Raw genomic sequence first — 14,679 nt, forward strand, 5'->3', positions numbered from 1 at the left:
TCTCCCTATCTCCCACTCGGGGCTTTTGGTGCGCGGGTGTGGGGGGTACCCGGCGGCCCGGCGCCGGACGGGGGCCCCGCCCGGCGACTGCGAGTCATATGGAGGGGATGGTGATCATCTCTTTCGTACGACGACGAAGTCAGCGAGCGCCGTGAGCTGCGCCCGCACGGATTCGGGCATGTCCACACCATGCAGGGCCTCGATGGCGACCGCATGCTGCCGACGGGCCTCCTGGGCGGTCCATTCGCGGCCGCCCGCCTCCTCGATGAGCGCCGCGCGGGCGGCGAACTCCTCTTCGGAGAAGCTGTCGAAATCGCTGCTCTTCGCGTCCGCGGCGAGCAGTTCGCCCAGGCGCTCGGAGGCCGGGCCGCCCGCGGCGAGCGCGGCGACGACCGGCAGCGACTTCTTGCGCTGGCGCAGGTCGCTCCAGGTCTGCTTGCCCGTGGACTCCGGGTCGCCCCAGATCCCGAGCAGATCGTCGACGGCCTGGAAGGCGAGCCCCAGGTGGTAGCCGTATGCCTCCAGCACATCGGCGGTCCGGTCGTCGGCGCCGCCGAGCACCGCGCCGATCGAGCAGGCGCAGGCGAGCAGGGCGCCCGTCTTGTTGCCCTCCATCTCCAGGCACTCCTCGACGGTGACCCGCTCGCGGTGCTCGTAGGAGATGTCCTGGGCCTGCCCGTCGATGAGCTTGCGGGTGGCCGTGGTCAGCCGGCGGGCCGCGCGGCCCGCCTCCACGGTGCCCAGCTCCAGCAGGATCTCGTTGGCCAGGGCGAACAGCGCGTCGCCGACCAGGATCGCCTGGGCCGGACCGTGCACCTTCCACACCGTGTCACGGTGGCGGCGCTGCTCGTCGCCGTCCATCAGGTCGTCGTGCAGCAGCGAGAAGTTGTGCACGAGTTCGACGGCCACGGCGCCGGGGACGCCCGCCTCGGGGGCGGCGCCGGCCGCCTCCGCGGAGAGCAGGGCCAGCGCCGGGCGGACGGCCTTGCCGCCGTCGCCGTCCGAGGGCCTGCCCTGGGCATCGATCCAGCCGAAGTGATAGGCGGACACGGTGTCCATGGGCGGTGCGAGCCGGTCGACCGCGGCGCGCAGCACCGGCGTGGAAAGGGCCCGTCCGCGCTCCAGAAGCGCGGTGACGTCCGTGGTCTGCGCCACGGTGTCGGAAGCCGGATTCGCCGGGGTCACTGACTCTCCTCTTGTTCCGGTGGTACTGCTCATGCCGCCTCCTGCAGCGGATGTTCGTGGGGGCGGCCGAGCGCCCGGAGCGCGGCGTCGGCGGCGGCCTCGCCACTGCGCACGGCGCCCTCCATCGTGGCGGGCCAGCCGGTGGCGGTCCATGCTCCGGCCAGGAAGAGACCAGGGGCGCGGGTCCGCGTCCCGGGCCGCAGCCGGCCGACGCCGGGCGCGGGCGCGAAGGTCGCGGTGCGCTCGCGGGTGACGAAGAAGTCCCTGATCCCCGCTCCGCGGGCGGCGGGCAGCAGCCGTTCGAGTTCGGGCAGATAGCGGGCACGGAGCTCCGCGACCGGCAGGTCGATCTCGTCGCCCGCGGCGGACTGGGAGACCGCGAGGTACTGGCCGGGACCGGTCAGGCCGGACGCCTCGGTCCGGTCGAAGACCCACTGGACCGGGGAGCCGAGTGCCGCGAAGAACGGCTGCCGGAGCACCTTGCGGTCGTAGACCACGTGCACGTTGAGGATCGGCGAGGTGCCGATCTCCAGCAGCCGCTCGGGGGCGTCCAGCGCGCCGGGCGGCAGGAGGCCGTGGGTCTCGCGCTGCGGGACGGCGAGGACGACGGTGTCCGCCTCGATGCGCTCGTCCCCGGTGTCGACCGTCCAGCGTCCCTCGTCGCGGGTGAGCGCGCCGGCCTTGGTCCGCAGGGCGGTACGCACCCCCGCCGCGTCCAGGGCCGCGCGGCTCAGGGTGTCGTGGATGGCGCCGAGCGGGACGGCGGCCCAGCCGATGTCGGCGGCGCCCGGCTCGGAGAGCAGACCGGTCTTGAAGACCTTGGCGGCCAGGCCGAGCGAGGAGTACGGCGCGGTGGCGTTCAGGGTGGCGACGCCGACCAGGTCCCAGAGGGCCTCGACGGTGCGGGGCGACTGGCCGTGCCGGGCGAGCCAGCTGCCGAAGTCGATCGCGTCGAGCGCGGGGTCCTCCGGGTCCAGCCGGCCGAGCGCGAGCGCGGCGCGGCCGACGCTCGCGCGTTCGGCGAGCGAGAGGTGCGGATAGCCGGCGAGTCCGGCGGCGAGGTGGAACGGGACCGGCAGTCCGTTGCGTCGGATCCGGCCGAGGCGGGGTCCCGAGGGCCGCCCGACGTCCAGTACGGGCACGTCCAAACGGTTTTGCAGGGGTGCGAGCGAGGTGCCGCCGACGCGGTCGAGGAACCGGGTGTAGGCGGTGCAGCAGCGCAGATAGACGTGCTGGCCGTTGTCCACGGTCAGCTCGCCGCGCCGGAAGGAGAAGGCCAGTCCGCCGAGACGCGGCCGCCCTTCGAGCAGGGTCACGTCAAGCCCGGCATCGGCCAGACGCAGGGCCGAGGTGATCCCGGCGAGTCCACCGCCGATCACGACCGCCCGGGAGGAACGTGTCGCTCCGCCAGTCATGCGTCCCCCTCTCGCCAGGTCATTTCCGTCAGTGACGCATCCGTGCGGCGGAGGGTTGCCCGGCGTACGGCGTGATCATCCATGATGCACATGGTGCGCGAGATGTGCCCGGGACGCATTCAGACACGCCCCCGGGTCGCGCGCCGGGAGATATGGCGCGCGTCGAGCCCGGACAGCCCGCGCACCGCGACGTACGCCTTCTCGTGGCCCGGCAGCGAGACCCGGCCGCGCAGCACGGCCTCGGGGTCGCGCTCGATCCGGTCCAGCAGCCGGCGGTAGATGCCGGCCATGGCCGCGACACAGGCCCCGCTGCGCCGGTCGAGCATCGGCAGCAGCCGGTAGCCCTCGGCGAACAGGGCGCGGGCGCGCCGCACCTCGAAGTGGACGAGGCCGGCGAAGTCGGAGCCGGGCGGCGGGGTGGCGCGGTGGAAGCCGGCCGAGCAGCCGAACTTGGCGAGGTCGTCGGCCGGCAGATAGGTGCGGCCGTTTCCGGCGTCCTCGCGGACGTCGCGCAGGATGTTCGTCAGCTGGAGCGCAAGGCCCAGCGTGTCGGCGTACTCGGAGGCGCGTTCGGCGCCCGGGGCGCCCGGTTCCGTGCCGAAGACGCCCAGGCTGAGCCGGCCGATGGCGCCGGCGACGCAGCGGCAGTAGACCTTCAGGTCGTCCCAGGTCTCGTAGGTGGCGCCGCGCACGTCCATGAGTACGCCGTCGATCAGCTCGTCGAGCCCTTCGAGCGGCAGCGGGAACCGGCGGGACGCGTCGGCAAGCGCGACGGCGACCGGGTCGGTGTCGTCCTCGTCGACCGCGCCGGCCCGGATCCGGTCGAGCAGGGTGCGGGTGCCCTCCAGCCGGACGCGCTTGGTTTCCGGATCCAGTTCGCCGTCGCCGATGTCGTCGACCCGGCGGGAGAAGGCGTACAGCGCCGACATGGCCTGTCGCTTCTCCGCGGGCAGCAGCCTGATGCCGTACGCGAAGTTACGCGCCTGCTGTCCGGTGACCGCCTCGCAGTAACTGTATGCGGCCTGTACCGGTGCCGACATGTACGTCGTCTGTCCCTCCACGGTCCGGCTCACCCCTCTCTACGCGCTCTTCGCAAGACAACTCCCACCTCGCGCAGAAGGCTGGGCTTGGTGGGTTTGGGTGGTCCGGGCAGTACGTCGAACCCGGCGGCCGCGATCGCGGAGAGGGCGGCGCGCCCCCCTCCCACGAATCCGGCGAGAAGCAGCTTGAGCCTGCCGTGGACGCTACCCACCAAGGGGGTGCCTTCATTCAGCAGATGCGCGGCTCGTTCCGCTTCGTACGCGATCAGCGCGCGCACCGAGGCGTTCCCGGAGGGGGCGGCCAGGTCGTGTTCGGAGACGTGGAACCTGGCCAGGTCCTCGGCGGGCAGATAGATCCGGTCGCGGCCCAGGTCCTCGGAGACGTCCTGGAGGTGCTCGACGATCTGCAGGGCGGTGCAGACGGCGTCGGAGCGGCGGATGCGCTCGGGGCTCGCGGTGCCGGTGATCTGGAGGACCAGGCGGCCGACGGGGTTGGCGGAGAGTTCGCAGTAGGCGAGCAGTTCCTCGTACGTCCCGTAGCGGCGGACCTTCTGGTCCTGGCGGTTGGCCTCGATGAGGCCGATGAAGGGTTCGGGGGTGAGCGCGCGGCGCCGCACGGTGGGGCGCAGGGCCGCGAGCAGCGGGTGGTGCGGGGTCTCGCCGGTGGTGGCGAAGAGGCGGCCCAGGTCCCGCTCCAGGGCGTCGAGCATGGCGACGCGGTCGTCCGCCCCGTCCGGGCCGAGGCCGAGATGACGGGCGTCGGCGCCGCCGGGGGCGAGATCGCCGTCGCCGATGTCGTCGACGAGCCGGGCGAAGCCGTAGACCGCCATCAGATCGTCGCGCCAGGCGCGCGGCAGGAAGAAGGGGGCCACCGGGAAGTTCTCGTCGGCGGCCTTGTCGAGAGTCGCGGGGACGGCGGAATCCAGCCGCGTCCGGTCGGTGCGTGTCACTGCCGACCGCCCTGAGCGGGGACGGCGTGAGCACCTCGGAGCTGGAGATCTTCCGTCATAGCCGTCACATCTCCCGTTCTACACTGCTGACCCAAAACATCCCATTCCGGACACGCCGCCCGCTCTTCCGAGTGCGGCGGACGGCTATGGGCGGCCCACCCAGGCGGTATCGCCCCACTTGCAACGAATCAGCACCGGTACAGCTTACGTTGTACAACGCTCATCCATACGCCGGGGGGCGGGGCACGCGGGTGGTGCGCGCATGGCGTGGTCAACTTTCCCCTTGCGCAAGGAGATTGACGTCATCCGGCGGGAGGAGATCGGGACCGCGCGGGTACCACGATCCGTGGATGTCCGAAACCCGCCCCTCCTCCCGGCATACGGAACGGCCCCCGCCGGAGGTCTCCGGCGGGGGCCGTTCCGGTGCGCGGCGCGGGCGCGCTACTTGCCGGTCTCCCGCTCGTACGCCTTGAGGACCTCGTCGGTCGGGCCGTCCATCAGCAGCTCGCCCTTCTCCAGCCACAGCACCCGGTCGCAGGTGTCCCTGATCGACTTGTTGCTGTGGCTGACCAGGAACACCGTGCCGGCCTCCTTGCGCAGTTCGCGGATGCGCTCCTCGGAGCGGATCTGGAACTTGCGGTCACCGGTGGCCAGCGCCTCGTCGATCATCAGGACGTCGTGGTTCTTGGCGGCGGCGATGGAGAAGCGCAGCCGGGCGGCCATGCCGGAGGAGTACGTCCGCATCGGCAGCGTGATGAAGTCGCCCTTGTCGTTGATCCCGGAGAAGTCGACGATGCCTTGGTAGCGCTCGCGGATCTCCTCGCGGGACATGCCCATCGCGAGCCCGCCGAGCACCACGTTCCGCTCGCCGGTCAGATCGCTCATCAGCGCGGCGTTCACGCCGAGCAGCGAGGGCTGCCCGTCCGTGTACACCTTGCCGTGCTCGGTCGGCAGCAGCCCCGCGATGGCCCGCAGCAGGGTGGACTTGCCGGAGCCGTTGGTGCCGATGAGGCCGATGGCCTCGCCCCGGTAGGCGGTGAAGGAGACACCGCGCACGGCGTGCACCTTGCGGACCCCGCGCGCCTCGCCCTTGCCGCGGCGCAGTATCCGGCTCAGTGCCGCGGTGGCGCTGCCCCGGCCACCGCCGCCGCCGTTGACGCGGTACACGATGTGCACCCCGTCGGCGATCACGGTGGGGACGCGCCCCGCGGAGTTCTGCTCAGCCACGGCCGTACCGCTCCTCTGCCTTCCAGAAAAACACGAAGCCCGCGACGCCGATCACGACCGCCCAGGCCAGACCCACCACCCAGACGTGCGCCGGCAGGTTCTCGGAGCCGTAGCCGTCGATCATCGCGAAGCGGATCAGGTCCATGTAGATGGCCGCCGGGTTGTACTGGAGCACATCGGTGATCCAGGCCGGCTTGTCGGCCAGCATCTCCGTGATCGAGAACATGACGCCGGAGGCGTACATCCAGGTCCGCATGACGAACGGCATCAGCTGGGCCAGGTCGGGCGTCTTGGCGCCGAGCCTGGCCATGATCAGCGCCAGGCCGGTGTTGAAGAGGAACTGGAGGGCCAGCGCCGGAATCACCAGCAGCCAGGAGAGCGTGGGGTAGCTGCCGAATCCCACGGTCACCGTGACCAGCACGATCATCGAGTACAGCAGCTGCTGGAGCTGCTGCAGCGAGAACGAGATGGGCAGCGAGGCCCGGGGGAAGTGCAGCGCCCGCACCAGCCCCAGGTTGCCGGAAATGGCACGGACCCCGGCCATCACCGAGCTCTGGGTGAAGGTGAAGACGAACACCCCGGTGACCAGAAAGGGGATGAAGACGTCGGAGCCCATTCCCCGCTTGGTGCCGAGGATCAGGCCGAAGATGACGAAGTACACCCCGGCGTTCAGCAGCGGGGTGGCCACCTGCCACAGCTGGCCCAGCTTGGCCTGGCTGTACTGCGCGGTCAGCTTGGCGCGGGAGAACGCCAGGATGAAGTGGCGGCGCCCCCACAGCTGGCGCACGTACTCGACGAGTCCGGGACGGGCACCGCTGACCGTCAGACCGTACTTCGCGGCCAGTTCGGCGGCGCCCAGTCCGTCGTCGGCGGATGGCGGGGTGCTCAGCGCAACAGCACCGTCGTGGGTTGTGTCACTCACCAGATGAAACTCTCGTATTCGGAACGCGCGGTCGTTCACGGGCGCGGCACAGGGGCGGACAGGGTCCCGGCAGAAGTATCTACGCCTCATGGTCCCAGAGGCGAACCACTCAGATCACGGGAGGGCGGCCGAGTCTGGTCAGCCGCCATACCGTACGCCACTTCATCGGACGTCGGGGTCCGCAGGGTGTCGTCCAGCCTTCCCGGAAGCCACCGAACCATGCCTTCAGCGCGGGGCCCGAGGGCCGGCGCAGCAGGGTGAGCAGCATCCAGACGCCCAGATAGACCGGGACGAGCGGTGCCGGGAGGTTGCGGCGGGCCAGCCAGACCCGGTTGCGGGCCACCATGCGGTGGTAGACCGCGTGCCGGGACGGGGCGGTGGTGGGGTGGTTGAGGACCATGTCCGCGCGGTAGTCGATCAGCCACCCGGCGTCGAGCGCCCGCCAGGCGAGGTCGGTCTCCTCGTGCGCGTAGAAGAAGTCGCCCGGCAGCGGGCCGACCTCCGCGATGACCCGGGTGCGGACGGCGTTGGCGCCGCCCAGGAAGGTCGTCACCCGCGAGGAGCGCATCGGGTCGGCGGCGCGGAGCCTCGGGACGTGCCGGCGCTGGGTCTCGCCGGTGTCCGGGTCGGCGATCCGGAAGCTGATGATCCCGAGTCGGGAATCGGCCTCGAACGCCTTCCGGCACAGTTCGGCGGTGTCCGTGCGCGGCAGATGACCGTCGTCGTCGAGGAAGAGCAGCGCATCCACGTCGGCGCCGGAGGGCCCGAACGCCTCGATGCCCACGTTGCGGCCGCCGGGGATGCCCAGGTTCTCGGGGAGTTCGACAGTGCGCACGCCCGCGGGGACGTCGGGGACGGGTGAGCCGTTGCCGACGACGACCACCTCGATCCGGTCGCCCTCCTGCGCGGCGACCGAATCGAGGAGGGCACGCAGTTCGGCGGGGCGGTTGCCCATCGTGATGATGACCGCGCCGAGTTTCATGGGGGCACTCACTTGAGCCTGCTCGATGCCAGGACCGACACGAGGTGGAGGAGCGTCTGGAGCAGCGCGATGCCGGCCAGCACCGCGACCGCGAGACGGCTGAAGAACAGATCGTCGCGGACGGCGTCCAGCACGGCCGCGACCAGGATCACCAGGGACGCCTCGACGCACAGGATCAGCCGGTGGAACTTGAGCGCGCCGGCGGCCCGGCGGGCCAGCGCCATGCCGGAAGAGCGCGGCTCGGAGGCCGACTCCTTGACGGGCGGCAGTCCGCCCTGGTGGCGCGCGACGCCGACGAGGTCGGTCTCGGCCTTGATCAGGATGGCGCCCAGCGCGGCCAGCGTGCCCAGGAAGGCCCAGAGCCAGTCGATCCGCCCGCTGCCCCACAGATCGGCGGCGCGCAGGCCGAAGCCGACCAGGACGGCCGCGTCGCACAGATAGGCGCCGACCCGGTCCAGGTAGACCCCGCCCAGCGAGAACTGCTTCTTCCAGCGCGCCAGCTCGCCGTCCACACAGTCCAGCAGCAGATAGAGCTGGACCATGAGGACGCCGAGCAGTGCGCCGGGGATGCCCGGTACGAGCAGGGCCGGGGCGGCGAGCACTCCGGCGACGGTCATCAGATAGGTGAGCTGGTTGGGGGTCACCTTCGTGTTGACCAGGTACCGGTCCACGCGCAGGGAGACCTCGCGCATGTATATCCGGCCCGCCCAGTGTTCGCCGCTGCGCCGGTCCTTGACCCCCGGCGGGTGAACGACCGGGCGGAGTTCAGCTACTGATGGTCTTGGCATAGTCGGCGTACGCGTCCCTGATCTGGTCGGTGGAGAGGTTGAGGTGTTCCAGGACCGTGAAGCGTCCCGGACGGGTCTGCGGGGCGTACTCGACGGCCCGCACGAACTCGTCGGCGCTGAAGCCGATCTCCTCGGGCAGGACCGGCAGGCCGTGCCGGCGCAGGACCTCGGCGAAGAGCCCGGACTCGTCCCTGGCGCCGCGCAGGTGCATGGCGAAGGCGGCACCGAGGCCGACCTGTTCGCCGTGGCTGGCGGCCCGCCGGGGGAAGAGCAGGTCGAAGGCGTGGCTGATCTCGTGGCAGGCGCCGGACGAGGGCCGGGTGTCGCCGCTGATCGAGATGGCGATGCCGGAGAGGACCAGCGACTCCGCGAGGACGGTGAGGAACTCGTCGTCGGCGACGGTGCCGGGGTGGCGCAGGACGGCCTCCCCGGCGGTACGGGCCATGGCGGCGGCCAGTCCGTCGACCGGCTCGCCGTTGACCCGGTGCGACAGCTCCCAGTCGGCGATCGCGGAGATGTTGGAGATCGCGTCCCCGACACCGGAGCGGACGAAGCGGTCGGGGGCCTCGCGGATGACGGAGAGGTCGATGACCATGGCGATCGGCATCGGGACCCCGTAGGAGCCCCGTCCGTTGTCGTTGTCCAGGGTGGCGACGGGCGAGCAGAGGCCGTCGTGGGCCAGGTTCGTGGCGACCGAGACCAGCGGCAGGCCGACCCGGGCCGCGGCGTACTTCGCCACGTCGATGATCTTGCCGCCGCCGAGGCCGACCACGGCGTCGTAGCGCTTGCCCTTGATGTCGTCCGCGAGCTGCACGGCGGCATCGATGTCACCGGAAGCCACGCAGTACCAGTCGGCGCCCGGCAGGGCGGGGGCCAGCTTCTCGCGCAGGGCCAGTCCGGAGCCGGCGCTGATCGCGATGGCGAGCTTGCCTGAGCCGGAGATCCGCTGGTCGACCAGGAGGCCGGCCAGATCGTCCATGGCGCCCCGGCTGATGTCGACGAAGACCGGGGAGGGGATGAGCCGGGTCAGTACTGGCATGCGATCTCCCGGCCCTTGGCGAGGTCGTCGTGGTTGTCGATCTCGACCCATGTGACGTCGCCGATCGGCTCCACGTCGACGGTGAAGCCGCGGTCGGCGAGCTCCTGGTAGCCGTCCTCGTAATAGAGGTCGGGGTCGCGCTCGAAGGTGGCCTTCAGCGCGTCGGCCAGCTCCTCGGCCGCCTCGCCCTCGATGAGGGTGACGCCGATGTACTCGCCGGTGGCCTCGGCCGGGTCCATGAGCTTGGTGATCCGCCGGACGCCCTTGCCGTTCTCCGCGACGACCTTCATCTCCTCGTCGGCGAGCCGCTTCACCGTGTCGAGGGCGAGGATGATCTTCTTGCCGTCGCCTCGGGCGGCGAGCAGCGTCTTCTCGACGGAGACCGGGTGCACGGTGTCGCCGTTGGCGAGGATGACGCCGCGCTTGAGCACCTCACGGGCGCACCACAGGGAGTAGGCGTTGTTCCACTCCTCGGCCTTGTCGTTGTCGACGAGGGTGAGCGTGAGGCCGTACGTCGCCTCCAGCTCCTCCTTGCGCGCGTAGACGGCCTCCTTGCGGTAGCCGACGACGATCGCGGCCTCGGTGAGACCGATCTCGGCGAAGTTGGCGAGGGTGAGGTCGAGGACCGTTCTGTCGCCGTCGACGGGCACGAGGGCCTTGGGGAGCGTGTCGGTGTAGGGGCGCAGCCGCCGCCCTGCGCCGGCTGCCAGTACGAGGCCGATCATGCGGGTTCTCCTTCGTCGTGGACGGCGGGTGCCCCGGAGGACACCCAGAAGCGGACGGACTCCACGAGCACGACGAGCGCGACGGCCACCGCGAGGACGGTGAGGGCCGTGGTGAAGTCGGAGGGCGCCGTGAGGACGGCGGCGAGGACGGCCACCACCAGGGTCCGGCCCTCGTGTCCGCCGATGGTGCGCACCAGCCACGCGGGCGGGGCTCCGGAGCCGCCGCGGATGCGGTAGACGGTGTCGTAGTGATGGTAGGCGACGGCCGCGACCAGGCCGAAGGCCGCGGGGAGCGCCCCGTGGACGTCGCTGCGGGCGGCCAGGATCAGGATCGTGCAGTACTCCGCGGCCCGGAAGACCGGGGGCACGAGCCAGTCGAGCGCGCCCTTGAGGGGGCGGGCCACGGCTATGCCCGAGCAGACGGCGTAGAACACTGCGGCGATGATCGTCTGTCGGCTGCCGAAGGGCTGCTGGAGCGCGGCGGCGACGAGGGCGCCGGCTCCGACGACCGCGATGACAGGGGCGGTCCAGGCGCCGCCGATCCGGGGGCCCCGGGCGGCCACCAGCTCCGCGATCGGCCCGGTGTCCGCGAGGTCGGCGAGGGCCTGGGCGGCGCGGTCGGTGCGCCGGGCCCGGCGGGTCACGGAGCGCAGCAGCCGGCCCGCCGTGGTGTAGCAGGCGGCGAAGGCGCAGCCGACGAGCAGCGCGTAGAAGACGATGCGCGGGGTGGTGAGCGCGGTGAGCACGGCGATCATCGCCCAGCGCTCACCGATCGGGAGCACGATCATGCGGCGCACCCAGACCGTCCAGCCGACGCTGTCGAGCTTGTCGGAGAGGGCGGCGGTGGGGCTGCTGTTCGCGACCGCGTCGTGGTTGGCCTCGTTGAACGAGAAGTCGATGATGTGCCGGCAGGACTGGAGGACCATCGCGCCGAGCGCCAGGGCCCAGATGTCGTCCCCGCCGGGTGCGGCGCCGAGGGCCAGACCCGCGTAGTAGGCGTACTCCTTGGCCCGGTCGAAGGTGGCGTCCAGCCAGGCGCCCATCGTGGAGTACTGCAGGGAGTAGCGAGCGAGCTGCCCGTCGGTGCAGTCCAGGACGAAGGAGAGGAGGAGCAGCACCCCGGCGGCGACGTATCCGCCGCGGGTGCCGGTGGCCGCGCAGCCGGCCGCGATCAGCGCGGTCAGGAGCGAGGCGGTGGTGACCTGGTTCGGGGTGAGGCCCCGGCGCGCGCACCAGCGGGCGAGGTAGCGCGAGTAGGGGCTGATGCAGTACGTGGTGAAGAAGCCGTCGCGGGCCTTCACGGCGCTGCGCAGCCGCACCGCCTCCTCGTCGACCTCGGCCACCCGGGCCCGGGCGGCGGCGCGGGCGGGCTCGTCGGCCGGCACGTCGGCGACCAGGGTGCCCAGCTCGGGGCGCTGGACCGCGGTGCCCTCGGCGTCCATGGTGGCGGCAAGCCGGCCGGGGACCGTGCGGTCGATGACCGCGGTGGTGGCTCCGGGCGGGCCCGCGGGGACGCCCGCGCCCACGGCCTCGGTGGTGGTGCGCAGGGCGCGGACCAGGGCGGGGCGCGCCTCGGGCTGCACGGTGAGCGCCCCGGGGACGGCGGCGGCGGGGAAGCGCGGGTCGGTGAGTCCGAGCCGCAGCGCGTGGAGGTGGCCGACGAATCGGGGGTCCACGAGGGCGACGCGGCTGCCTGCGGGGACGGCGGAGAGCAGGGTCGCCGCCTGCGTCACGTCCGAGGCGGTCCGGACATCGAAGCCCAGCGACCGCAGATCGTCCTGGAGCGGGGATCCGGGTACCGGGGCACCGGTGAGAATGGCGGTCGACAGACGAACTCACTCCTTGGTGCTGACACGGGTCGGCGCGCGACAGCGCGGCCCGGATACGGCCGGCGGCATGTCGGCAGAGGCTATCGGATGAACGGAAGCGGGAGTTCACTGCCCGTTTGTGCTCCGTTCCGGGCGGACCGACATCATGCGACCCCGTCCGCGATCATCATCGTCGATGGCCGCCCCGGCTGACAAAACGCGGGTGCGGGGCCCTGTCCGGCGTCTCGTAGTCTGGCCCGCATGACATGGCTGATCACTGGCGGAGCGGGATACATCGGGGCCCATGTGGTGCGGGCGATGCGGGAGGCCGGGGAGCGGGTCGTCGTCCTGGACGATCTGTCCACGGGCCGGCCCGAGCGGCTGGCGGACGACGTCCCGCTGGTCCGCGGCCCGGTCTCCGACCGCGCGCTGCTGGACCGGGTGCTGGCCGAGCACGCGGTGACCGGTGTGGTGCATCTCGCAGCGAAGAAGCAGGTCGGGGAGTCGGTCGAGCGCCCCCTGCACTACTACCGGGAGAACATCACGGGACTGACCGTCCTGCTGGAGGCGGTCGTCGCCGCAGGGGTGCGCAGCTTCCTGTTCTCCTCGTCGGCGGCGGTGTACGGCGTCCCGGCGGCGGAGCTGATCACCGAGGAGGAGCCCTGCGCCCCGATCAACCCGTACGGTGAGACGAAGCTCGCCGGCGAGTGGCTGGTGCGGGCGGCGGGGCGGGCGCACGGACTGTCCACCGGCTGTCTGCGGTACTTCAACGTCGCGGGCGCAGCCGAGCCCGGCCTCGCGGACCTGGGTGTCTTCAACGTGATCCCGATGTTCTTCGACCGGCTGACCCGGGGCGAGGGGCCGCGGATCTTCGGGGACGACTACCCCACGCCCGACGGCACCGGCATCCGCGACTACATCCATGTGGCCGACCTGGCCGACGCGCACCTCGCCGTCGCCCGGACGCTGGCGGCGCGGGACGAGCCCGGCGACCTGACCGTGAACATCGGCCGGGGCGAGGGCGTCTCGGTGCGCGAGCTGGCGGATCTGGTGGCGGAGGTCACTGGGCTCACCACGGAGCCGGTGGTCGAACCCCGGCGTCCCGGCGACGCCGCGAAGGCGGTCGCCTCGTGCGACCGGATCTCCCGGGAGCTGGGCTGGACCGCCCGGCGCGGGGTGCGCGAGATGGTGGAGTCGGCCTGGGAGGGCTGGCGGCTGCACCATCCGGAGACGGTGGCGCGCTAGGCGGCCAAGGGATGGTGGCGCCTCTCTGACCTGGAGACATTTTCGCAGGTCAGAGAGGCTGATAACCATATTCAGTACCATGTTGCCCGATACCCCCCACCCGTAGTTGACTGACGATGTCCGGGCCGTTCGCGTCCGGGTTCGCAGACGACCGGGAGGCGTCCTCATGGGGGCTGGGCACGATCACGGACACGCGCACGGCGGACCGCCGCCCACCGGCACGGCGGCCGCCGCGCACCGGGGGCGGCTGCGGATCGCCCTGGGCATCACCCTGGGCGTGACGGTGATGGAGGTCGTCGGCGGCCTGCTGTCGGGTTCGCTGGCGCTGATCGCCGACGCGGCGCACATGGCGACCGACTCGCTGGGCCTGGGCATGGCGCTGCTGGCCATCCACTTCGCCAACCGGCCGGCCGGGCCGAACCGCACCTTCGGCTACGCCCGCGCCGAGATCCTGGCCGCCCTGGCCAACTGTCTGCTGCTGCTCGGGGTGGGAGGCTTCCTGCTCTACGAGGCGGTGGACCGCTTCATCACGCCGACCGAGACCCGGGGCGGGCTGACGATCGCCTTCGCCGTGGTCGGTCTCGTCGCGAACATGGTGTCGCTGTCGCTGCTGATGCGCGGGCAGAAGGAGAGCCTCAATGTGCGGGGCGCCTACCTGGAGGTGCTCGCCGACACCCTCGGCTCGGTGACGGTGCTGGTCTCGGCGGGCGTCATCATGGCGACGGGCTGGCAGGCCGCGGACCCCATCGCCTCGCTGGTGATCGGGCTGATGATCGTGCCGAGGACGGTGAAGCTGCTCCGCGAGACGCTGAACGTGCTGCTGGAGGCGGCCCCGCCCGGGGTGGACATGGCCGAGGTGCGTGACCACATCACGGCTCTGCCGGGGGTGCTGGACGTCCACGATCTGCACGCCTGGACGATCACCTCGGGCATGCCGGTGCTCTCCGCCCATGTGGTGGTGCAGCAGGACTTCCTCGACTCGGTGGGGCACGAGAAGCTGCTGCACGAACTGCAGGGCTGCCTCGGTGACCATTTCGACGTGGAGCACTGCACCTTCCAGCTGGAGCCGAGCGGCCACGCGGAGCACGAGGCCCGGCTCTGCCACTGACCGCCGCAGCCCCGGGCCGCGAGGGCGTGGCGTGTAGGGTTTCGCGGACGCGTGGTTCGCCCCGCGGCGGTGCGAGACCGCTGTCCTTCACGGCCCGGCACCGCGTCCGCCCCCGCCGCTTCGTACCGGCGCACGGAACCGGACATGCCTGGACCCGAAGTACGGACAAGCCGCTTTTGTACGGCAGACTGGGCCGGACTCGACGGGACCGGCACACGGGCGCCGGACCCCGGGGGCGTCTGAAA

Annotated in this window: 13 protein-coding genes; 2 read left to right on the plus strand and 11 right to left on the minus strand. The window is 71.6% G+C overall.

All coding sequences use genetic code 11. The features are described from left to right. Positions 1-114: 114 nt before the first annotated feature. The 11 genes from ACWCXC_RS18175 to ACWCXC_RS18225 form a co-directional block, all read right to left on the minus strand. On the minus strand, positions 115-1,218 hold the full coding sequence (locus ACWCXC_RS18175) for a polyprenyl synthetase family protein (RefSeq protein WP_450681217.1): 1,104 nt from the start codon (positions 1,216-1,218) through the stop codon (positions 115-117). After that, entirely contained in the window at positions 1,215-2,600 is a 1,386-nt protein-coding gene (hpnE, locus tag ACWCXC_RS18180; protein WP_450889817.1) for a hydroxysqualene dehydroxylase HpnE, read from the minus strand. The genes ACWCXC_RS18175 and hpnE overlap by 4 nt, the downstream gene beginning before the upstream one ends. A 119-nt stretch (positions 2,601-2,719) precedes the next feature. Then, positions 2,720-3,640 carry a presqualene diphosphate synthase HpnD gene (hpnD, locus tag ACWCXC_RS18185; RefSeq protein ID WP_450681219.1) on the minus strand — a complete coding sequence of 307 codons (921 nt, stop codon included), beginning with the start codon at positions 3,638-3,640 and terminating at the stop codon, positions 2,720-2,722. Positions 3,641-3,669: 29 nt separating this feature from the next. Then, entirely contained in the window at positions 3,670-4,590 is a 921-nt protein-coding gene (gene hpnC, locus ACWCXC_RS18190; RefSeq protein WP_450681220.1) for a squalene synthase HpnC, read from the minus strand. A gap of 441 nt (positions 4,591-5,031) precedes the next feature. Next, positions 5,032-5,817 carry an ABC transporter ATP-binding protein gene (locus ACWCXC_RS18195; protein WP_450681221.1) on the minus strand — a complete coding sequence of 262 codons (786 nt, stop codon included), beginning with the start codon at positions 5,815-5,817 and terminating at the stop codon, positions 5,032-5,034. Further along, entirely contained in the window at positions 5,810-6,739 is a 930-nt protein-coding gene (locus ACWCXC_RS18200; RefSeq protein ID WP_450681222.1) for an ABC transporter permease, read from the minus strand. Before ACWCXC_RS18200 ends, ACWCXC_RS18195 begins: the two co-directional genes overlap by 8 nt. Positions 6,740-6,848: 109 nt before the next feature. After that, positions 6,849-7,721 carry a glycosyltransferase family 2 protein gene (locus tag ACWCXC_RS18205; RefSeq protein WP_450681326.1) on the minus strand — a complete coding sequence of 291 codons (873 nt, stop codon included), beginning with the start codon at positions 7,719-7,721 and terminating at the stop codon, positions 6,849-6,851. Between the two features lie 8 nt (positions 7,722-7,729). Next, positions 7,730-8,509 carry a CDP-alcohol phosphatidyltransferase family protein gene (locus ACWCXC_RS18210; RefSeq protein ID WP_450681223.1) on the minus strand — a complete coding sequence of 260 codons (780 nt, stop codon included), beginning with the start codon at positions 8,507-8,509 and terminating at the stop codon, positions 7,730-7,732. Next, a complete protein-coding gene (locus tag ACWCXC_RS18215; RefSeq protein ID WP_450681224.1) occupies positions 8,487-9,548 on the minus strand; it encodes an iron-containing alcohol dehydrogenase family protein in 1,062 nt (353 codons plus the stop codon). The genes ACWCXC_RS18210 and ACWCXC_RS18215 overlap by 23 nt, the downstream gene beginning before the upstream one ends. Then, positions 9,536-10,273 (minus strand): phosphocholine cytidylyltransferase family protein, encoded by a 738-nt coding sequence (locus ACWCXC_RS18220; protein ID WP_450889821.1) that lies wholly within the window; start codon positions 10,271-10,273, stop codon positions 9,536-9,538. The genes ACWCXC_RS18215 and ACWCXC_RS18220 overlap by 13 nt, the downstream gene beginning before the upstream one ends. Further along, the gene (locus tag ACWCXC_RS18225) at positions 10,270-12,045 is read right to left on the minus strand and encodes a DUF5941 domain-containing protein (protein ID WP_450889981.1); all 1,776 of its coding nucleotides are present in this window, start codon (positions 12,043-12,045) and stop codon (positions 10,270-10,272) included. Before ACWCXC_RS18225 ends, ACWCXC_RS18220 begins: the two co-directional genes overlap by 4 nt. A gap of 297 nt (positions 12,046-12,342) precedes the next feature. Here ACWCXC_RS18225 and galE point away from each other — a divergent pair, with 297 nt between their 5' ends. Continuing rightward, positions 12,343-13,326 (plus strand): UDP-glucose 4-epimerase GalE, encoded by a 984-nt coding sequence (galE, locus tag ACWCXC_RS18230; protein WP_450889823.1) that lies wholly within the window; start codon positions 12,343-12,345, stop codon positions 13,324-13,326. Positions 13,327-13,492: 166 nt separating this feature from the next. Then, positions 13,493-14,434 (plus strand): cation diffusion facilitator family transporter, encoded by a 942-nt coding sequence (locus ACWCXC_RS18235; RefSeq protein WP_450681227.1) that lies wholly within the window; start codon positions 13,493-13,495, stop codon positions 14,432-14,434. Positions 14,435-14,679: the final 245 nt, after the last annotated feature.

Source organism: Streptomyces sp. NPDC001515 (assembly GCF_053597115.1).